Annotated in this window: 19 protein-coding genes; 8 read left to right on the top strand and 11 right to left on the bottom strand. The window is 63.5% G+C overall.

The features are described from left to right. Nucleotides 1-15 precede the first annotated feature (15 nt). On the bottom strand, nt 16-1,326 hold the full coding sequence (envZ, locus tag PG887_RS01910; protein ID WP_010672557.1) for a two-component system sensor histidine kinase EnvZ: 1,311 nt from the start codon (nt 1,324-1,326) through the stop codon (nt 16-18). Continuing rightward, a complete protein-coding gene (ompR, locus tag PG887_RS01905) occupies nt 1,323-2,042 on the bottom strand; it encodes an osmolarity response regulator transcription factor OmpR (protein WP_010672556.1) in 720 nt (239 codons plus the stop codon). Before ompR ends, envZ begins: the two co-directional genes overlap by 4 nt. A 202-nt stretch (nt 2,043-2,244) precedes the next feature. Between ompR and greB the strand changes: the two genes are divergently transcribed. Continuing rightward, nucleotides 2,245-2,718, top strand: coding sequence for a transcription elongation factor GreB (greB, locus tag PG887_RS01900; RefSeq protein ID WP_104455104.1), 474 nt, complete (start codon nt 2,245-2,247; stop codon nt 2,716-2,718). Nucleotides 2,719-2,985: 267 nt separating this feature from the next. Then, nucleotides 2,986-5,292: a Tex family protein gene (locus PG887_RS01895; RefSeq protein ID WP_104455103.1), complete on the top strand. Its 2,307-nt coding sequence runs from the start codon at nt 2,986-2,988 to the stop codon at nt 5,290-5,292. A gap of 58 nt (nt 5,293-5,350) precedes the next feature. Here PG887_RS01895 and PG887_RS01890 read toward each other — a convergent pair whose 3' ends face one another. The 3 genes from PG887_RS01890 to bioH form a co-directional block, all read right to left on the bottom strand. After that, on the bottom strand, nt 5,351-6,115 hold the full coding sequence (locus PG887_RS01890; RefSeq protein WP_104455102.1) for a putative metalloprotease CJM1_0395 family protein: 765 nt from the start codon (nt 6,113-6,115) through the stop codon (nt 5,351-5,353). Between the two features lies 1 nt (nt 6,116). Further along, nucleotides 6,117-6,350, bottom strand: a complete 234-nt coding sequence (locus PG887_RS01885; protein ID WP_103858164.1) for a flagellar biosynthesis protein FlgE — start codon at nt 6,348-6,350, stop codon at nt 6,117-6,119. A gap of 72 nt (nt 6,351-6,422) precedes the next feature. After that, nucleotides 6,423-7,187, bottom strand: a complete 765-nt coding sequence (gene bioH, locus PG887_RS01880; RefSeq protein ID WP_041212176.1) for a pimeloyl-ACP methyl ester esterase BioH — start codon at nt 7,185-7,187, stop codon at nt 6,423-6,425. A 38-nt stretch (nt 7,188-7,225) separates the two neighbouring features. On the opposite strand from bioH, the gene PG887_RS01875 reads away from it, so the two are divergent. Beyond that, entirely contained in the window at nt 7,226-7,954 is a 729-nt protein-coding gene (locus PG887_RS01875; protein ID WP_041212175.1) for a ComF family protein, read from the top strand. 148 nt (nt 7,955-8,102) lie between these two features. Beyond that, nucleotides 8,103-8,681 carry a Fe-S biogenesis protein NfuA gene (gene nfuA, locus PG887_RS01870; RefSeq protein WP_010672549.1) on the top strand — a complete coding sequence of 193 codons (579 nt, stop codon included), beginning with the start codon at nt 8,103-8,105 and terminating at the stop codon, nt 8,679-8,681. Between the two features lie 69 nt (nt 8,682-8,750). Here the strand turns inward: nfuA and gpsA are convergent, their stop codons facing one another. Genes gpsA through PG887_RS01855 form a run of 3 tightly spaced genes read right to left on the bottom strand, consistent with a single transcriptional unit; the run spans nt 8,751 to nt 10,707 of the window. Then, entirely contained in the window at nt 8,751-9,755 is a 1,005-nt protein-coding gene (gpsA, locus tag PG887_RS01865; RefSeq protein WP_010672548.1) for an NAD(P)H-dependent glycerol-3-phosphate dehydrogenase, read from the bottom strand. Nucleotides 9,756-9,757: 2 nt separating this feature from the next. After that, on the bottom strand, nt 9,758-10,228 hold the full coding sequence (gene secB, locus PG887_RS01860) for a protein-export chaperone SecB (RefSeq protein ID WP_010672547.1): 471 nt from the start codon (nt 10,226-10,228) through the stop codon (nt 9,758-9,760). Nucleotides 10,229-10,275: 47 nt separating this feature from the next. After that, nucleotides 10,276-10,707, bottom strand: a complete 432-nt coding sequence (locus PG887_RS01855) for a rhodanese-like domain-containing protein (RefSeq protein ID WP_042864586.1) — start codon at nt 10,705-10,707, stop codon at nt 10,276-10,278. A 348-nt stretch (nt 10,708-11,055) separates the two neighbouring features. Between PG887_RS01855 and gpmM the strand changes: the two genes are divergently transcribed. Together gpmM and PG887_RS01845 are read left to right on the top strand one after the other, a co-directional pair. Next, nucleotides 11,056-12,585 (top strand): 2,3-bisphosphoglycerate-independent phosphoglycerate mutase, encoded by a 1,530-nt coding sequence (gene gpmM, locus PG887_RS01850; RefSeq protein WP_039039496.1) that lies wholly within the window; start codon nt 11,056-11,058, stop codon nt 12,583-12,585. A 9-nt stretch (nt 12,586-12,594) separates the two neighbouring features. Beyond that, nucleotides 12,595-13,998 carry a peptidoglycan DD-metalloendopeptidase family protein gene (locus PG887_RS01845; protein WP_270821068.1) on the top strand — a complete coding sequence of 468 codons (1,404 nt, stop codon included), beginning with the start codon at nt 12,595-12,597 and terminating at the stop codon, nt 13,996-13,998. A gap of 206 nt (nt 13,999-14,204) precedes the next feature. Here the strand turns inward: PG887_RS01845 and PG887_RS01840 are convergent, their stop codons facing one another. Next, the gene (locus tag PG887_RS01840) at nt 14,205-14,855 is read right to left on the bottom strand and encodes a Qnr family pentapeptide repeat protein (RefSeq protein WP_041214078.1); all 651 of its coding nucleotides are present in this window, start codon (nt 14,853-14,855) and stop codon (nt 14,205-14,207) included. A gap of 88 nt (nt 14,856-14,943) precedes the next feature. Between PG887_RS01840 and PG887_RS01835 the strand changes: the two genes are divergently transcribed. Continuing rightward, entirely contained in the window at nt 14,944-15,951 is a 1,008-nt protein-coding gene (locus tag PG887_RS01835) for a substrate-binding domain-containing protein (RefSeq protein ID WP_039039499.1), read from the top strand. A gap of 110 nt (nt 15,952-16,061) precedes the next feature. Next, entirely contained in the window at nt 16,062-16,451 is a 390-nt protein-coding gene (locus tag PG887_RS01830) for a nuclear transport factor 2 family protein (protein WP_270821067.1), read from the top strand. Nucleotides 16,452-16,506: 55 nt separating this feature from the next. On the opposite strand, the gene PG887_RS01825 is transcribed toward PG887_RS01830, so the two are convergent. Continuing rightward, a complete protein-coding gene (locus PG887_RS01825; protein WP_270821066.1) occupies nt 16,507-17,199 on the bottom strand; it encodes a helix-turn-helix domain-containing protein in 693 nt (230 codons plus the stop codon). Nucleotides 17,200-17,337: 138 nt separating this feature from the next. Then, on the bottom strand, nt 17,338-17,979 hold the full coding sequence (locus PG887_RS01820; protein ID WP_039039502.1) for a bifunctional 4-hydroxy-2-oxoglutarate aldolase/2-dehydro-3-deoxy-phosphogluconate aldolase: 642 nt from the start codon (nt 17,977-17,979) through the stop codon (nt 17,338-17,340). Nucleotides 17,980-17,985: the final 6 nt, after the last annotated feature.

Here is a 17,985-nt window from a genome sequence, read left to right as displayed (position 1 = left end):
CGATACGCCCTGCTTTCAATCCATCCACTCCAGCGGCTGGTTCTTGGGTAGCCGGATCTCCACCTGCAAGCCCCCCAGTTCGGAGCGCCCCAGCCTGATGGTGCCGTGATGCTGGGAGACTATCTTGGCAACGATGGCCAGCCCCAGCCCACTCCCGCCACCGGTGCGCGCCACATTGCCCTGGGTGAAGGGCTTGAGCACCCGGGAGTAGTCCTCTTCTGCGATCCCCGGGCCATTGTCGGAGAGTCGCAGCCGCACCCAGTGGCCATCATCCCTGAGCTCGGCCTGCAACCGGGTCGCGCCATAGCGCAGGGAGTTGCCCGACAGATTGTTGAGGATACGGCGAATGCTGATGGGATGGCAGGCCACACGCACCGCCTCCTCCGGCAGGAGCAGCTCCACTTCCAGTCCCTGATCGGTCTGCATCAGCAACGCATCGTGAATGAGCTGGGTCAGGTCGACGGGCCGGGCATCGAGCCCCTCGTTCGGGCGAATGTAGTCGATGAACTGATCAATGATACCGTTCGACTCATCGATGTCCGCATTGATGCTCTCCTTGAGGTACTCATCCCCCGAGGACATCATCTCGGTCGCGAGACGAATGCGGGTGAGAGGGGTGCGCAAATCGTGGGATACCCCGGCCATCATCAGGTTGCGCTCCTCGATCAGCCCTTTGATGGAGCTCGACATGTGGTTGAAGGTGCGGGTCAGGCGGCGCACCTCCCGCGAGCCCTGCTCCCCCAGGGCATCGGGAAAGTTGCCGCGCGCCACCGCCACGGCCCCCGCTTCCAGATCCTCCAGCGGTCGCACCAGCTGACGGGCAAAACGCCAGGCTGCAAACAGGGTCACCACCAGCAAGACGCTCATATAGAGGATGAGCGGTTCAATGTCGTCATCTTCAATTTCAGTCAGGGGAATGCGCACCCACATCTGGCTGGCCTGGGGAGGCTGGATCCAGATGATGTAGTGATCCTGGATTTCAACTCTGACCCTGGTATCCCCTTTCAATTCGCGGCTGATGCTCTGCTCCAGATAGGGGTAGGGCTTGGAATCATTCAGCCCGTGCTGCTCCGCCTCGCTCTGGGTATAGATGTCGCTGCCAGTGGTCACATAGACCAGCGCCTCGGCATCTTCACTGAGCGCCAGCTGGTTGTTGTCCACCGGAAAGATGAGCTTGACCTGGTTTGCCAGCAGGTGGCTGATCTGCTTGACGGTCGGCGCCAGCAGGTAGTTGTAGAAGGTAACGTAGGAGACGACTTGATAGACCACCAGCACGGCAGCCAGAAACCAGAGCATGCGGGAGAACATGCTGCCCACTTTCTTCATGCGTTCTCACCGTCCGGTACGAACACATACCCCAGACCCCAGACGGTCTGCAGATAGCGAGGCTGGGCCGGGTCCTGTTCCAGCAGGCGGCGCAGGCGGGAGACCTGCACATCAATGCTGCGCTCGGTGGCCGTGTACTCGCGACCACGGGCCAGGTTCATCAGCTTGTCACGGGAGAGCGGTTCGCGAGGATGACTCACCAGCACCTTGAGCACGGCGAACTCCCCGCTGGTCAGGGCAACCGGTTCGCCATCACGGCTCAGTTCACGGGTCGCCAGATTGAGCTGGTAGGCCCCAAAACTCACCATCTTCTCCGCCGCGGAAGGGGCGCCGGGCAGCTCCACGGTATGGCGGCGCAGCACGGCGCGGATCCGGGCCAGCAGCTCACGGGGGTTGAACGGCTTGGGCAGATAATCGTCGGCACCCATCTCCAGACCGACGATGCGATCCACTTCGTCCCCCTTGGCGGTGAGCATCAAGACAGGGATCTGGTTGCCGGCCTCGCGCAGGCGGCGGCAGATGGAGAGGCCGTCTTCCCCCGGCAGCATCAGATCAAGCACCATCAGGCTGAAGTTTTCACGCGTCAGCAGGCGATCGGCCTGCTCCCCGTTGGCGACACCTCGCACTACAAACCCCTGCTCGGTGAGGTAGCGCTCCAGCAAGGAACGCAGTTTCAGATCGTCGTCCACCACCAGGACCTTGTATTGCTGACTCATTGCCACCTCTCTTTTCTGTCTCCCCTCATACTAGAGCCGCCCCCTGCAACCACAAAGCATAAATATGTTACCGGTTATTGCCCTCATTCGGCCCCGGAGCCGGGAAGGATGGATGGCCAGCTCTGCTTTTTGCTCGACAGCGCGGCGACAATGACTAAGATCCCGAGCAACCGGATGCAATTGGCGAGGGAGTGATAACTCCATGAAAACCAAACTCATTACCCGTGAAGGCTACACCAGGCTCCGGCAGGAGCACGACATGCTCTGGCGGGAGGAGAGGCCCGATGTCACCAAAAAAGTGGCCTGGGCGGCGAGCCTGGGTGATCGCAGCGAGAATGCCGATTACCAGTACAACAAGAAACGCCTGCGGGAGATCGACCGCCGGGTTCGCTACCTGCGCAAGTGCCTGGAAGAGCTGACCATAGTCGACTACTCCCCCTCCCAGGAGGGCAAGGTCTTCTTCGGCGCCTGGGTAGAGGTGGAAAACGACGAGGGTGAGACCAAGCGCTTTCGCATTGTCGGCTATGACGAGATCTTCGGCCGCAAGGATTACATCTCCATCGACTCCCCCATGGCCCGTGCCCTGCTCAAGAAAGAGGTGGGCGATGAAGCCATGGTGCGAACGCCAGTGGGTGACGCCTGCTGGTACGTCAATGAGATCAGCTATTCCCAATGAGCCAGCCACCGTCATACCGGCGGTCACCGCCCAGGGCGGGCAGGAGAGCCAACCCGGCGAGCTGAAGACCCCCTCCCAGCCTTGTCGGCCAGGGTGGCATCCCGCTGCCCGACCCCATATAGTGCTCACACCCGGCGCCTTGCGGCGCCAACCGGCCCGCGCGGCAGTGGCCTGGCAGGTATCTAAAGTATCGCCAGGACAGACCCCCTGTTCGGCGACATAGCCCCACGCTGGCCAGTTAGACAGGACCCGACCAAGAGACCCTCCATGCAAAGCCACGTAATAGAACATCAGATCGCCGGTGAGCTGAATGCCCGCCCGGAACAGGTGCAGGCAGCCGTTCGCCTGCTGGACGAAGGCGCGACCGTTCCCTTCATCGCCCGTTACCGCAAAGAGGTGACCGGCGGTCTGGACGACAGCCAGCTGCGTACCCTGGAGAGCCGCCTCGGCTACCTGCGTGAACTGGCGGATCGCCGCCAGGTGATCCTGCGCTCCATCGAAGAGCAGGGCAAACTGACCCCCGAGCTGGCCCGCGAGCTGAACGAGGCCGACAGCAAGACCCGTCTGGAAGACCTCTACCTCCCCTACAAGCCCAAGCGCCGCACCAAGGGACAGATGGCCATCGAGGCGGGGCTGGAGCCACTGGCGGATTTGCTGCTGGGTGACCCCATGAAGGATCCCGAACAGGAGGCGGTTCGCTTCCTCAATGCCGAGCAGGGGATCACCGACGGCAAGGCCGCCCTCGACGGTGCCCGTTACATCCTGATGGAGCGTTTCGCCGAGCAGGCGGATCTCCTCGAGAAGCTGCGGGACTACCTGTGGCAGAACGCCACCCTGCGTGCCCGCGTGGTGGCCGGCAAGGAGCAGGAAGGGGCCAAGTTCAAGGACTACTTCGAACACGACGAACCCCTGCACAAGGCCCCCTCCCACCGGGTGCTGGCCATGTTGCGCGGTCGCAACGAGGGGATCCTCAACCTGGCGCTGGTCACCGGCGAGGATGAGGGTACCAGCCCCTGCGAAGGGATCATCGCCCATCACCTCAGACTCAATCTGCAACACCGCCCGGCCGACAAGTGGCTGCAGGGGGTGGTGAGCTGGACCTGGAAGATCAAGCTCTCCTTGCAGATGGAAACCGAGCTGATCGGCCGCATCCGCGAGTCAGCAGAGGAGGAAGCGATCAAGGTGTTCGCCATGAACCTCAAGGATCTGCTGATGGCGGCACCGGCTGGCATGCGCTGCACCATGGGGCTGGATCCCGGCATCCGCACCGGGGTCAAGGTGGCGGTGGTGGATGCCACCGGCAAGCTGGTCGATACCGCGACCATCTATCCGTTCGAACCAAAGCGTCATGTGGATCAGAGCCTCAAGACCCTGAACGAGCTGTGCCAGAAGCACAAGGTCGAGCTCATCAGCATCGGCAACGGCACCGCATCCCGGGAAACCGACCGCCTGGTGAGCGATCTGTTCGAGCGCTACCCGGCCACCAAGGCGCAGAAAATCGTGGTCAGTGAAGCGGGGGCATCGGTCTACTCCGCCTCCGAGCTCGCCTCCCAGGAATTCCCGGATCTCGACGTCTCCATTCGTGGCGCTGTCTCCATCGCCCGCCGTCTCCAGGATCCCCTGGCAGAGCTGGTCAAGATCGATCCCAAGAGCATAGGTGTGGGCCAGTACCAGCACGACGTCGGCCAGAGCCAGCTGGCCCGCCGCCTCGACGCGGTGGTCGAGGATTGCGTGAACGCGGTGGGGGTGGATGTGAATACCGCCTCGGTCGCCCTGCTCAACCGGGTTTCCGGCCTCTCCCAGACCCTGGCCCAGAACATCGTCGCCTACCGCGACGAGAACGGCGCCTTCCAGCATCGTCAGCAGCTGCTGAAAGTAAGCCGACTCGGGCCCAAGGCATTCGAGCAGTGCGCCGGCTTCCTGCGCATTCGGGGCGGCAGCAACCCGCTGGACGGCTCGGCGGTGCACCCGGAATCCTACCCGGTGGTGGAGCGGATCCTCGCCAAGCTGGAGCAGACCGTGGACAGCCTGCTCGGCAACAGCAGCCTGCTGCGCACCCTCAAGCCCACCGACTACACCGACGAGCAGTTCGGGGTGCCTACCGTCACCGACATCATCGGCGAACTGGACAAGCCTGGCCGCGACCCGCGTCCCGAGTTCAAGACCGCCACCTTCAAGGAAGGGGTGGAGAAAATCAGCGATCTGGTGCCCGAGATGGTGCTGGAGGGTGTGGTCACCAACGTCACCAACTTCGGCGCCTTCGTCGACATCGGCGTCCATCAGGACGGGCTGGTGCACATTTCTTCCCTCACCGATCGCTTCGTCAAGGATCCCCGCGAGGTGGTCAAGGCCGGTGACATCGTCCGGGTCAAGGTGCTGGAAGTCGACGTACCGCGCAAACGCATCAGTCTGACCATGCGTCTGGATGAAAAAGCCGGCCAGCCTGCACGCAAACCGGCCGAGCCGCGTCACACCGGCAACGCCCGACCGAAACAGGCGCCCCGTCAGAGCGCTCCGACCGAGGGTGCCATGGGCAACGCCTTCGCGGCTGCCCTGTCGAAACTGAAGAAATAAGCCCCCAGAATGCAAAAAAGCCCCGAAAGGGGCTTTTTCATGCCTGCACGGAGCGGGATCAAACGTCCTGACTCAGGCTATGCGGGGAGGCTGGCCTCACCGCTTGCTGATAGTGCCTGGCAATCACCTGGTTTCGATTGTCCATATAAGCACCGAGCGGGCCTGTGGTTTCCTGCCTGAGGGTCATCAGATCCTTGCGGGCCTGTGCCTCCTTGCCAGAGGCGGCACGGGCCACACTCATGTCTTGTGATGATGGTTCATCGGGAGCCAGTGCGGCGGCACGCACCTGCTGCATCTTGGCGATGGTCGCGGCGGGATCCCCGGGAATGGTCCCCATGTCGATGACCACCTCCCCCCCGGTGGCATAACGCTTGCCATCCGGCCCACGGGAAAACTGGTAGGTAGGGCTCCCCGCATGCTCGCCGCCGGCTGCCTGGTGAGCCTGCTCATGCTTGCGAACTTCGAGATCCCGTTCGACCAGCGCAGCCACCTGACGCTGCTGCTGCTTTTGCTGCTCCTGCTGTTCACCCTCCTGACGTTGTCGACGCTCCCCCTCCTCCCCCGTTGCCTCGACAAAACGGTGCGCCACCATCACGGGGCCGGTCTGGCCGTTCTCTTTCGTGGACGAGGATGGGGTGGCGGGATTGGCCTGGGCGGCCCGGGATCTCTCTTTCTGGGAACCGACACCGGACTCGGCGTTGGACGCTTCGCTCTGGCGGCTGGGGGGCACCAGTTCTGCACGGCGGTTGTCAGTCTGCGCCGATTCCGTCTGCGGCTGCAGTTGATTCGGAATGATGGTCGGCAGACTGACGTTGATGTTCATGTCACACCCGGATATCGATCAGGGTGCCCAGCATGTCGCTGGCCGTCTGGATCACCTTGGCGGATGCCCCGGCATGCAGCTCGGCCACCTTGAGATTCACCAGTTCATCCGGCAACTGCACCTGATCACCCGCTGGCGTATTGAGACGGGCGATCTGGCTGGACGCCTGGCCCGCTAACTGCTCGGCCCGTTGGAACCCCTTCACGCCCGCCGTCATGGCTGATTCGATACGCATTGGCACACTCCTCTATAGGGTTGGCTAATTATCCATCAACCTGACGAGTTATTGAAGCCTGCCGCTCAAATCTCAGTCAATGAACTGCCGCAGGAGGGTGATGAACTGCTCTGGATGGGAGATGAAGGGGGCATGGGATGCCTTCTCCAGCACCAGACTGTGGCTGGCAGGGTAACGCGCATCCAGCAAGGGAATGGCGGCCTTCGGCACCAGGGTATCCAGCCTGCCGTAAAGACGCAGCCAGGGCAGATCCAGGCCGATCAGTTCATCCCGCAGATCGACCTCGGCCAGCAGGCCCAGACCAGCCTCCAAGGCCGCAAGCCGGGGAGCGGGTCGCTCCGCCAGCCAGTGACGCAACTGGCGAATGTCGTTTCTGGCGTGCTCGCTGCCCATGGCCTGGATCGCGAGGAAGCGCTCTATGGTCTGCATGAAGTCGCCGGCCAGCATCTGGTTGAACCCCGCCAGCACCTTGGGGGCAATCCCGGGCCACTCGTCGCGGGCCATGAAGCAGGGAGAACTGGCTACGGTAATGAGAGAGTGAAGGCGTTCAGGCATGGTCAGCGCCAACTGACTCGCCACCAGACCACCGAGGGACCAGCCGAGCAGATGGCATTTTTCAGGCAATATGGCCGCCACCTGCTCTGCCAGCCAGGGCAGGGTGTAGTCTGTTCCTGCTTGCAGGGGGCTGTTGCCAAAGCCGGGCAGGTCCACCAGATGCAGCCGATAGTGGGCAGCCAGTTCTTGGGCAATACCGTGCCAGACGGCCCCGTTCATGCCCCAGCCATGCAACAACACCAGGTCCGGGCCCTGGCCAAACCGCTCAACCGATACGCTCATCTAGACTCAAGATCCCTGTTTATCTGCTTGGAGCCTGCATGTTAAAGCGGCTGCTCGCCAAAGCAAGTCCGATCCTTGGCACCCAGTCCGACTGGCTCGGTCTGTGCCTGCTCTGTCGCCAACCCTGTGACGAGACGCCTTTGTTGTGCTCCTGGTGCCGCCACGCCCAGCGCCAACACGACAGACGATGCCTGATGTGTGCAGCACCGCTGCCGGAGCAACATCGCGAGAGCGAACTGCTGTGCGGACGCTGCCAGCGCAGACCCGCTCCCTGGGAGCGTTTGCAGGTGATCGGCGATTATCAGGCACCTTATGCCCAACTCATCCCCCGGCTGAAGTATTCCGGTCAGATCCTGCTCGCGCCGCTGCTTGCCCGCCTGCTGGCAGACCATCTGGACCTCGCCAATCCGCCGCAGGTCATCATTCCGGTTCCCCTGCACTGGTGGCGCCAGTGGTGGCGCGGCTTCAATCAGGCAGAAGAAATCGGCCAGGCCCTGAGCGCACTCACCGGCATTCCTTGCGACACCCGCGTACTGCGCCGGACAAGGTCGACCCCGCAACAGACCCGGCTCAGTGCCGGCCAGCGGCGACGCAATCTGCGTGGCGCCTTCGAAATAGAACCTCACCACTACCGGCATGTGGCACTGCTCGATGATGTGGTCACCACGGGCGCCACCGCAGGTCAGCTCACCCGGTTGCTTCATGAGCACGGCGTCACCACGGTAGAGGTGTGGGCCATCTGCCGTACCCTCCGACACCTGAAATAACCGGGCAGGGATCCGGCCCGGGAGGCCGCTGGCGGCATGATTCCGATACGCCCGGGCTCACAGGCTCGCCATCGGCACGCTACCCAAGCCCCGCCAAGCGAGTTATCATGAATACCCTAGTCGTACACTCAGGTTTATGAGGATAGTGATGATCAGCATTTCCGACACCGCCCAGGCCCACTTCCGCAAGTTGCTGGAGAAGCAGCCTGATGGCACCAACATCCGGGTGTTTGTGGTCAATCCGGGAACCCAGAATGCCGAGTGCGGCGTATCCTATTGCCCACCCGACGCGGTCGATCCGGAAGATCAGCACCTGCCCTTCAGCGGCTTCGACTGCCTGGTCGATCCCCTGAGCGCCCCCTTCCTGGTGGATGCCACCATCGACTTCGTCACCGATCAGATGGGCTCTCAGCTCACCCTGAAAGCCCCCAACGCCAAGATGCGCAAGGTGGCCGACGACGCCCCGCTGATCGACCGCATCGAGTACGTGTTGATGTCCGAGGTGAACCCCATGCTGGCCGGTCACGGCGGCAAGGTCACCCTGGTCGAGCTGACCGACGACAAACTGGCCATCCTGCAGTTTGGCGGCGGTTGCAACGGTTGCTCCATGGTCGACTACACCCTGAAAGAGGGGATCGAGAAGCAGCTGCTGGAGAAATTCCCGGGCGAGCTCAACGGCGTCAAGGATGCCACCGAGCACCAGCGTGGCGACCACTCCTACTACTGATTTGCCCCCTTGCGGCAAAGAAAAGGCCCCGCCAGCTGGCGGGGCCTTTTGCATTCTGCAGCGGGCGGATCACTCGTCCTTCTTGTCTCGCGACAGCAGGGCGATGGCCGCCTCTTTCGGGTTCTTGCCCTCGTAGAGCACCTTGAAGATCTGTTCGCAGATGGGCATCTCGACGCCACAGCGGGCCGCCAGCAGATGCACTTCCTTGGTGTTGCGATAGCCTTCCACCACCTGGCCTATCTCGGCCATGGCGGTGTCAACCGACTTGCCCGCTCCCAGCGCCAGACCGAAACGGCGGTTGCGCGACTGGTTGTCGGTACAGGTCAGCACCAGATCCCCGAGCCCCGCCATCCCCATGAAGGTCTTGGCGTCGGCCCCGAGGGCGGCGCCGAGGCGCTGCATCTCCACCAGGCCCCGAGTGATGAGCGCAGTTCTGGCGTTGGCGCCAAAGCCGAGTCCGTCAGAGAGACCGGCACCGATGGCGATGACGTTCTTGACCGCCCCGCCCAGCTGCAGACCGATGAAGTCCGGATTGGTATAGACCCGGAACGAGCGGCCGCAGTGCAGCAGGTGGGAGAGATCGTCGGCAAAGTCGTCGTGGGTGGAGGCCACCGAGATGGCGGTCGGCAGACCGGCAGCCAGCTCGCGGGCGAAAGTCGGGCCCGAGATGACCGCCAGTGGAATGGCATCCCCCAGCACCTCCCGCGCCACCTCTTGCAGCAGACGGCCGCTGTCCGGCTCCAGCCCCTTGGTGGCCCAGGCAATCCGGGTATCCGGGCGCAGGAAGGGTTTGACCCGGGCCAGTACCTGGCCGAACACATGGCTCGGCACCACCAGCAGCAGCACGGGAGCGGCTTGCACCGCCGCCTGCAGATCCGACGTCAGTTGCAGATCGGCCGGGAAGGGGACATCCGGCAAGAATGCCTTGTTGCAGCGATCCTGTTCCAGCTCGGCGACATGGGCAGGGTCGTGACCCCACAGCAGGGTCGGATGACCATTGCGCGCCAGAGAAATGGCAAGGGCGGAGCCATAAGACCCCGCCCCCAGGACCGAGATTGCGATCTGGTCGGCCATTATCAGGCTTCCGCAGTCGCCTGCTGGGCCTGTACCTGCGCCATGTGCTGGGCGAACAGGGCGTCGAAGTTGACCGGTGCCAGGTTCAGCTGCGGGAAGGAACCCTTGCTCACCAGGTTGGACACCGCTTCGCGGGCATACGGGAACAGGATGTTCGGGCAGAAGGCCGCCAGGCAGTGGGCCAGTTGCGGCTCAGGCAGGTTGCCGATGGTGAAGATGCCGGCTTGCTGCACTTCGCACAGGAAGGCGGTCTCGGTTTCCAGCTTGCAGGTGACAGTCAGGGTCAGCACCACTTCATAGACGCTGTCGGCCAGGACATTGGTCTTGGTGTCCATGTCCAGCTTGACGTCCGGCTGCCACTCTTTCTGGAAGATGTGCGGGGTATTCGGGGCTTCGAAGGAGACATCCTTGGTGTAGACACGCTGGATGTGGAATTCCGGTTGCACTTCCTGGTTGTTGATTTCGTCAGCCATTTCGTTTGATTCCTTTTTAAGATAATGAGTGGGCGCAGGCCCTTAAATCAGCGTTTTTTGGTCACCGGCAGATTGTCTGCACGCCATTGGGCCATGCCACCGCTGAGCACATACACCTGCTTGAAACCGGCCTTGCTCAGTTGGCGACCCGCGCCACCAGCGGTCATCCCCGACTCGCACACCACTATGATGGGGGCATCCTTGTGCTTTTCAACCGGACCCATATTATTCGCCTGAATCTGGGCGAGCGGCAGGTGATGGGCCCCGGCCAGATGACCCTTGGCAAATTCATCCTGACTGCGAATGTCCACGACGGTGGCATTTTCACGGTTGATAAGCAGGGTAGCGGCGTGGTTGTTGACCGCCTTCACCGGAGAAAAACGAGCACGCACAGTGGTATACACCAGGGTGCCTGCCAGGCCCAACCAGGCTGCGGTCAGCAGCGGATTGCGGGCCGCGAAATCCAAATACTCTTGCATCTTCTACTATCCAGGGACCAAGACAAGGGCCCGAGTATACATGGGGCCCTGCATAAGATCAGCCATCTTGGCGGCAAAGCGAGAGCAAGCTCCCATCAGGGATGGCTGCCGATTCTTCCTCCTCCAACCGGGCAGAACGAGAGGATGCGCCATGCCGAAAAGAGGGGGGGAACAGAGGAAAACCCGCCGCGGCAGACAAGCCGGCAACATGCCTAAAACAGCGGGATAACAGTTAAAAAGCGAGGCTGGAGAGGGACTTGGCTATCAGGTGACTATTTCGGCAGATGTAGTAATATTACGCTAGTTTCACTTCCCGCAATTCATTCCTATCCGAGAGGACATAGCCTTATGTCAACAGCTAAGAAACCGCTGGTTCTGGTCATCATGGACGGTTGGGGCTACAGCACCAAGCAAGAGTACAACGCCGTTGCTGCTGCCAAGACCCCCAATCTGGATCGCCTGGCCCGTGACTACACCAGCACCCTGATCTCCGGCTCCGGCCTGGACGTGGGTCTGCCGGACGGCCAGATGGGCAACTCCGAAGTGGGCCACACCAACATCGGTGCCGGTCGCGTCGTCTATCAGGAGCTGACCCGCATATCCAAGGACATCCAGGACGGCGACTTCTTCCAGAACGTCGAGCTGGCCAAGGCTGTCGACGCTGCCGTGACCAAGGGCAAGGCCGTGCACATCATGGGTCTGATGTCCCCGGGTGGCGTACACAGCCACGAAGAGCACATCATGGGCATGATCGAGATGGCCGCCAAGCGTGGCGCCGAGCAGATCTACTTCCACGCCTTCCTGGATGGCCGCGACGTCCCGCCGCGCAGTGCCCAGTCCTCCATCGAGCTGTTCGACGCCCTGTTTGCCCGACTGGGCAAGGGCCGTTTCGCCTCCATGATCGGTCGTTACTACGCCATGGACCGCGACAACCGCTGGGATCGCGTGCAGCAGGCCTATGACCTGATGACCCAGGGCAAGGGCGAATTCACCGCCGACAACGCCACCGACGCGCTGGCCGCCGCCTATGCCCGCGACGAGAACGACGAGTTCGTCAAGGCCACCCGCATCGGCGACGCAGTACCGATGATCGACGGCGATGCGCTGATCTTCATGAACTTCCGTGCCGACCGCGCTCGCGAAATCACCCGCGCCTTCGTCGATACCGACTTCACCGGCTTCGCCCGCACCGCCACCCCGGCCCTGCACTTCGTGATGCTGACCGAATACGCGGCCGACATCAAAACCGCCTGCGCCTATCCGCCCACCGCCCTGGTCAACACCCTGGGTGAGTGGCTGGCCAAGCAGGGCAAGACCCAGCTGCGCATCTCCGAGACCGAGAAGTACGCCCACGTCACCTTCTTCTTCAACGGTGGCGAAGAGGCCTGCTTCAGCGGCGAAGATCGCGAAATCGTGGCGAGCCCGAAAGTGGCTACCTATGACCTGCAGCCGGAGATGAGCTCCGAAGAGCTGACCGACAAGCTGGTTGCGGCCATCAAGAGCGGCAAGTACGACGTCATCATCTGCAACTACCCGAACGGCGACATGGTCGGCCACACCGGCGTGTTCGATGCGGCCGTCAAAGCCTGTGAAGCGGTCGACCACTGCATCGGTCGCGTCACCGACGCCCTGGCGGAAGTGGGTGGCGAGTGCCTCATCACCGCCGACCATGGCAACGCCGAGAAGATGATGGACGAAGAGACTGGTCAGGCCCACACCGCCCACACCAATCTGCCGGTTCCCCTCATCTACTTCGGTCGTAAAGCCGAGGTCGCCGAAGGTGGCAAACTGTCCGATCTGGCCCCCACCATGCTGACCCTGATGGGTCTGCCGGTGCCGCCGGAAATGACTGGCAAGCCCCTGATGATTCTGAAATAATCTTGCCCCATGCGGGGATGCGAAATTATTTCACAGAAAACCAGTCGCGTCGGCCTGTTGGCCGGCGCGCTGTTTTTTTGCCTGATCGGCGTTACCGGCACAGCCCAGGCTGCGAACCAGCAGTTGGGGGCCATGCAGTCCCAGATCAAGGAACAGCAACAGACCCTCAAGCTCAGCAAGCAGGAGCTTGCCAAGCTCAACACCCAGCTCAAGGCTGACGAGCAGGCCATTTCGGCTGCCGCCGCCAAACTCGAGCAGACCAGACAGCAACTCCGGCAGAACCAGCAGAAGCTGGCGTCCCTGCAGCAGGACAAGCTGGCACTGGAGCAACAAGCGAAACACCAGAAGCAGTTGCTGGCCAAGCAGGCGGAAAGCGCCTTCCAGGCGGGCAACCACGATTACCTCAAACTGCTGCTCAACCAGCAGGATCCGGCCAAACTGAGCCGCGCCCTCGACTATTTCGACTACCTCAACAAGGCCCGTATCGAGGCCATTGAAGCCCTGCGCGCCACCCGTGACAAGCTGGCCAAGAACCAGCAGGCCACCAGGGAGACCGAGAGCCGCCTCCAGACCCTGCTCGGCGAGCAGCAGGAGCATCACCAGAGCCTGCTGGCCAGCCAGCAGAGCCGTGCCAAGGTGCGCAACCAGTTGCAGCAATCGGTGCAGGCCGACGAGCAGAAGCTCGACAAGCTGGTCAAGGCGGAGAAGGCGCTCAAGGCACGGCTGGAAGAGCTGCGTCGCCAGCAGGAAGAAAAGGAACGCCGCGAACGGGCCGAGCGGGAGCGCCTCGCCAAGATCAAGGCCGAGCAGGAGCGCCAGCGCCGTCTGGAGGCCCAGCGCCTGGCAGCCGAGCAGAAGCGCATCGAGGAGCAGCAGCGGATCGCGGCCCAGCAGCGCCAGGTCGGCGAACAGCAGCGGCTGGCGGCCCAGCAGCAACGCGTCGCCGAACAGCAGGCCAAGGTGGCGCAGCAGCAAGCGGCCGCCCGCAACAGCGCCAAGGCAAGCAGCAACGGCTACGGCGGTCTGAGCACAGGTGGCAACCTGCGCTGGCCGGTGCAGGGCCCCATCCTCATCTCCTACGGCTCGCCGCGTACCGCCGAGCTGAAGTGGAAGGGCACCCTGATCGGCGCCAGTGAAGGGACCCAGGTCAAGGCGGTGGCACCGGGCCAGGTGGTCTACGCCGACTGGCTCGACGGCTTCGGCATGCTGCTGGTCATCGACCACGGCAAGGGTTACATGAGCCTCTACGGCCACAACCAGTCGCTGCTGCGCCAGGTGGGACAAAAGGTGGAGCAAGGGGAACCCGTGGCCCTGGTCGGCGACAGCGGCGGACAGGAGCGCTCCGGCCTCTACTTCGAGATCCGCTATCAGGGCGAGGCCATCAACCCGACCAAGTGGCTGGCCAGACGCTAAGCCCGCCTTGGCGGTGCCCGAGTGGAGTCCGCTACCTCATCTCCAGCCCTTCTCCCGCGAGGGGAGCAGGGAGCAAAAGACAGCAACACCGCGTCGTTTACCACTTCACCTGACAAAAAGTCTGCATCGCGCAGGCTTTTTGCTTGGCAGGGGAGGCACCACACCGCCCGCCCCGATGATGAAAACTTACCTCTTTTCCACCCCGCTCAGGGGAAGACCACCAGCCCGATCTGCTCCAGCAGCCCCTGCTGCTGATCTTCAGTGATCTGCACCCCGGCGAGGTTGACCCGGCGCAGATCCAGGCCGGGCAGATCGCACTGGCGCAGATCGCAGCCTTGCAGGTTGAAGCTGGTCCAGTCGATTTGCCCGAACTCGGAGCCGCTGAGATCCGAGCCCGCCAGGGAGGCGCCAAGCAGGTTGGCCCCCTGCCAGCGGTTGCCGGCAAGCTCGCATCGCTCCAGCAGACAGCTTTCGAAGTTGGCGTAGCTGAAGTTGTTGCCGGTGAGGTGGGCCTCGCAGAAATAGCTTTTGGCAGTGATCCGGTTGGCGAAGCTGGCATGGGCGAAGTTGATCCCCATGGCCTGGCAGTCGCGCATCTCCAGCCCAAGACACTGGCTGCGGCCGAAGTCCGCCAGGGTGAGATCGCAGCGCAGGAAGCTCGCCTCCCTCAGATCGCAGCCCTGAAACAGGCATCCCAGCTCCCGTTCCCTGTCATAGAAGCTGCAGTCGACGAAGCGGCACTCCCCGAGATCGAGCCAGGAGAAGTGACAGCCGATGAAGCGGCACCCCTGGAACTGCTCCCCCTCCACCTCCTGCTGCTCGAAGTGGATCCCCTCGAAACACCTGCCCTTGATCATCCCCTGCCCCCTGTTGATGGCGTCATATGCTGACATTGCCGTGCAAAAACGGTAATGTTACGTGTAACATTTTTTGCCGGATCCCCAGATGAACGACACCCGCAAGCGCCGCCCTACCCTGCAGGACATTGCCGACCTGACCGGTGTCACCAAGATGACCGTCAGCCGCTACCTGCGCGACCCGTCCGCCGTGGCCGAAGGGACCCGCGAGCGCATCGCCGCCGCGGTAGAGGAGCTCGGCTACATCCCGAACCGGGCGCCGGACATGCTGTCGAACGCCACCAGCAAGGCGATCGGCATCCTGATCCCCTCCCTCTCCAACCAGGTCTTCTCGGCGGTGATCCACGGCATCGAGGCGGTGACCCGGCCCGCCGGCTACCAGACCCTGCTCGCCCACTACGGCTACAGCCCGGAGCGGGAGGAGGAGCAGGTCGCCTCGCTCCTCTCCTACAACGTGGACGGGCTCATCCTCTCGGACACCCAGCACACCGAGCGCACCCGCAAGATGATCGCCACCGCCGGCATCCCGGTGGTGGAGACCATGGATCTGCCCCTCTCCCCCATCGACATGGTGGTGGGCATGGATCACCGGGCCGCCGCCCGGGCCATGGTAACAGAGATGCTGCGCCGGGGACGGCGCAAGGTGATCTACCTCGGTGCCCGGCTCGACGTGCGCACCCAGCTGCGAATGGAAGGCTACTACCAGGCGATGGCCGATTTCGGTCTGACCGGCCAGCACCTGCTGACGGAGCAATCCTCCAGCTTCACCCTGGGGGGAGAGCTGCTGGCCCAGGCCATGGCGCGCTTCCCCGATCTCGACGGCCTGTTCTGCACCAACGACGACCTGGCGGTGGGGGCCCTGCTGCAATGCCAGGCCAGGTGGATCCCGGTGCCCCAGCAGGTGGCCATCGCCGGCAGCAACGCCCTCGACATCGGCCACGCCATGACCCCCAAGCTCGCCAGTATCGTCACCCCCCGCGAGACCATAGGTCGCGAAGCCGCCATCATGCTGCTGGCCCGCCTCGGCGGCCAGCCGCTGGCGACCAGGTGCAAGGACATCGGCTTCTCCCTCTATGAGGGGGAAAGCCTCGGCTGATCCCCGGCCATCATGGCGCGTTCGACCGCCATGATGGCGCCTTCTCCCCTCTCCCCTCGCCGTCCCCTGGCCTATGCTGGCTCCTCCATCCCCCCTGTCAGGAGCAGACCATGCACCACACCGAACGATTGAAAGCCTGCCTGCAGCGCGTCATCTGCGATCCCGCCTTCCCCATGGCGGAGCTCGACGACTGGTTCACCCCCGACTACTGCCAGGAGGTGAACGGCGAGCGGCTCGACTACCCGGCGTTTCACCAGCACATCGCCACACTGCGCCGCCATCTGGCCGGGGCGAGCATCGAGTTTGTCGCCACCCTGGCGCAGGGGGAGCGGGTGCACTCGACCCATGTGGTACGGGCCACCCGCCAGGACGGCGGCACCCTGGTCTGCAAGGTGAGCGGCCTCTTCACCTTTCGCGGCGATCGGATCTGCCACACCGACGAGGTGACCTGTCTGCTGGCAGGCAGCAAGGAGGATGCGGATATCGGCTCGCGGTGCTGACTGCCGGCAACCCGCAGACACCGCCATGGCGGGCAGGAAGGCAGACGACGGGCCCTCAGGCCGCCGGTTCGCGCCGGGCAAGGCGCTGGAGGGCGCGGGACAAGGCGCCGGGATCCTCGTAGCCGAGCCGATCGGCGATCTGGGCCAGCGTGAGCCCCCGGTGCTGCAACTGGCGCGCCCGTCCCAGCACCACCTGCTCCCGCCACTGGCGAAAGCTGCACCCCAGCTGCTGGAGGAAGAGCCGGTTGAGGGTGCGCACCGAGGCGCCGCAATCTGCCGCCAGCGCCGTCAGCGTCAGATGGATGGCGGGTGCCTGGCACACCTTGTCCAGCACCCGCAGCAGGCGCGGGTCCAGCTCACCGGTGAGGGGAATGCGCGCCGCGAGCGGGTCGGCGCGCTCCAGCTCCTGGCCAAGCACCGTCAGATAGGCCCCTTTCACCTCCTCCTCGGCCAGCTCGGGCAGGCGGGCGAAGAGGCCCGCCAGCAGCGGGCTGGCCAGCAAGGGGCCGAAGGCGGTGCGGGCCGACGTCGGCACATAGAGGAGGGAGAGCCGGGAGCGGCGCAGCACGCGAAACTCGTGCTCCCACCCCGCTGGAATAAAGCAGATCTGGCCCGCCACCAGCAGTTCTCCCTCCCCTCGCCCCGTGATGATGCCGCCCCCGTCGTGCAGATAGCAGTATTGGGCATGGGGGTGGCAGTGCAGCGCGGTGAAGTGCCCTTGCGGGTAGGATGGATGCAGACAGGACATGAAGGCTCCAGGGGAGAGGGGCGGCCCCCGACCTTAAGCCAGGGCGAGGCCGGAAGCAAACGGCCCACCCCCTCCCGGGGCGGAAAAACAGCAGGCCACCCGGGGGTGGCCTGTTTAATTTTTCTAAACGATATTTGCTTAGCGTTTAACCAATTCAACCGCTTCCCGGGAGAGGCGGGTCACCTCCTCCCAGTTGCCGCTCTTGACGGCGTCTGCCGGCAGCATCCAGGAGCCGCCGACGGTGGCCACACATTTCAGCGCCAGGTAGTCGGCCACGTTTTTCGGGCCGATGCCGCCGGTGGGGCAGAATTTCACCTGGGGCAGGGGCGCCGCGATGGCGGAGAGTGCCTTGGTGCCGCCGTTCGCCTCGGCCGGGAAGAATTTGAGGTGGTCGTAGCCTGCTTCCAGCGCCTGCATCACCTCGGACGGGGTGGCCACCCCCGGGATCAGCGGCGCCGTGCTCTTGGCCGCGTGGGCCAGCAGGGCCGGGGTCATGCCCGGGGAGATGACGAAGCGGGCACCGGCAGCGACGGCGGCATCAAACTGCGCGCAGTTGAGCACGGTACCGGCACCGACCATGGCATCCGGCATCGCCTTGGCGATGAGGGCAATCGCGTCCAGCGCCACCGGGGTGCGCAGGGTGATCTCGAACACCGAGATGCCGCCATCCAGCAGGGCCTTGGCCATGGGCAGGGCCTGCTCCAGGTCGTTGATGACCATCACGGGTACCAGGGGGGAGGCGGCAAACACCTCGGCAGGGGTCACTTTCCAGTTCTGCATAGCTCT

Origin of the sequence: Aeromonas sp. QDB14 (genome assembly GCF_027707845.1) — a bacterium.
In the GTDB taxonomy this organism is placed as follows: Bacteria; Pseudomonadota; Gammaproteobacteria; order Enterobacterales; family Aeromonadaceae; genus Aeromonas; species Aeromonas caviae.
Note: the sequence above shows the minus strand (reverse complement) of the source record. Positions and strands in the feature narration are given on the sequence as shown.

What these genes read in the sequence shown, in the direction of transcription:
- envZ (WP_010672557.1), bottom strand. Translation starts at nt 1,326, where the DNA reads ATGAAGAAAGTGGGCAGCATGTTCTCCCGCATGCTCTGGTTTCTGGCT.
- PG887_RS01845 (WP_270821068.1), top strand. Translation starts at nt 12,595, where the DNA reads ATGCGGGGATGCGAAATTATTTCACAGAAAACCAGTCGCGTCGGCCTG.
- PG887_RS01820 (WP_039039502.1), bottom strand. Translation starts at nt 17,979, where the DNA reads ATGCAGAACTGGAAAGTGACCCCTGCCGAGGTGTTTGCCGCCTCCCCC.
- gpmM (WP_039039496.1), top strand. Translation starts at nt 11,056, where the DNA reads ATGTCAACAGCTAAGAAACCGCTGGTTCTGGTCATCATGGACGGTTGG.
- gpsA (WP_010672548.1), bottom strand. Translation starts at nt 9,755, where the DNA reads ATGGCCGACCAGATCGCAATCTCGGTCCTGGGGGCGGGGTCTTATGGC.
- PG887_RS01835 (WP_039039499.1), top strand. Translation starts at nt 14,944, where the DNA reads ATGAACGACACCCGCAAGCGCCGCCCTACCCTGCAGGACATTGCCGAC.
- PG887_RS01875 (WP_041212175.1), top strand. Translation starts at nt 7,226, where the DNA reads ATGTTAAAGCGGCTGCTCGCCAAAGCAAGTCCGATCCTTGGCACCCAG.
- greB (WP_104455104.1), top strand. Translation starts at nt 2,245, where the DNA reads ATGAAAACCAAACTCATTACCCGTGAAGGCTACACCAGGCTCCGGCAG.
- PG887_RS01895 (WP_104455103.1), top strand. Translation starts at nt 2,986, where the DNA reads ATGCAAAGCCACGTAATAGAACATCAGATCGCCGGTGAGCTGAATGCC.
- secB (WP_010672547.1), bottom strand. Translation starts at nt 10,228, where the DNA reads ATGGCTGACGAAATCAACAACCAGGAAGTGCAACCGGAATTCCACATC.
- bioH (WP_041212176.1), bottom strand. Translation starts at nt 7,187, where the DNA reads ATGAGCGTATCGGTTGAGCGGTTTGGCCAGGGCCCGGACCTGGTGTTG.
- PG887_RS01855 (WP_042864586.1), bottom strand. Translation starts at nt 10,707, where the DNA reads ATGCAAGAGTATTTGGATTTCGCGGCCCGCAATCCGCTGCTGACCGCA.
- nfuA (WP_010672549.1), top strand. Translation starts at nt 8,103, where the DNA reads ATGATCAGCATTTCCGACACCGCCCAGGCCCACTTCCGCAAGTTGCTG.
- PG887_RS01840 (WP_041214078.1), bottom strand. Translation starts at nt 14,855, where the DNA reads ATGATCAAGGGCAGGTGTTTCGAGGGGATCCACTTCGAGCAGCAGGAG.
- PG887_RS01830 (WP_270821067.1), top strand. Translation starts at nt 16,062, where the DNA reads ATGCACCACACCGAACGATTGAAAGCCTGCCTGCAGCGCGTCATCTGC.
- PG887_RS01825 (WP_270821066.1), bottom strand. Translation starts at nt 17,199, where the DNA reads ATGTCCTGTCTGCATCCATCCTACCCGCAAGGGCACTTCACCGCGCTG.
- ompR (WP_010672556.1), bottom strand. Translation starts at nt 2,042, where the DNA reads ATGAGTCAGCAATACAAGGTCCTGGTGGTGGACGACGATCTGAAACTG.
- PG887_RS01885 (WP_103858164.1), bottom strand. Translation starts at nt 6,350, where the DNA reads ATGCGTATCGAATCAGCCATGACGGCGGGCGTGAAGGGGTTCCAACGG.
- PG887_RS01890 (WP_104455102.1), bottom strand. Translation starts at nt 6,115, where the DNA reads ATGAACATCAACGTCAGTCTGCCGACCATCATTCCGAATCAACTGCAG.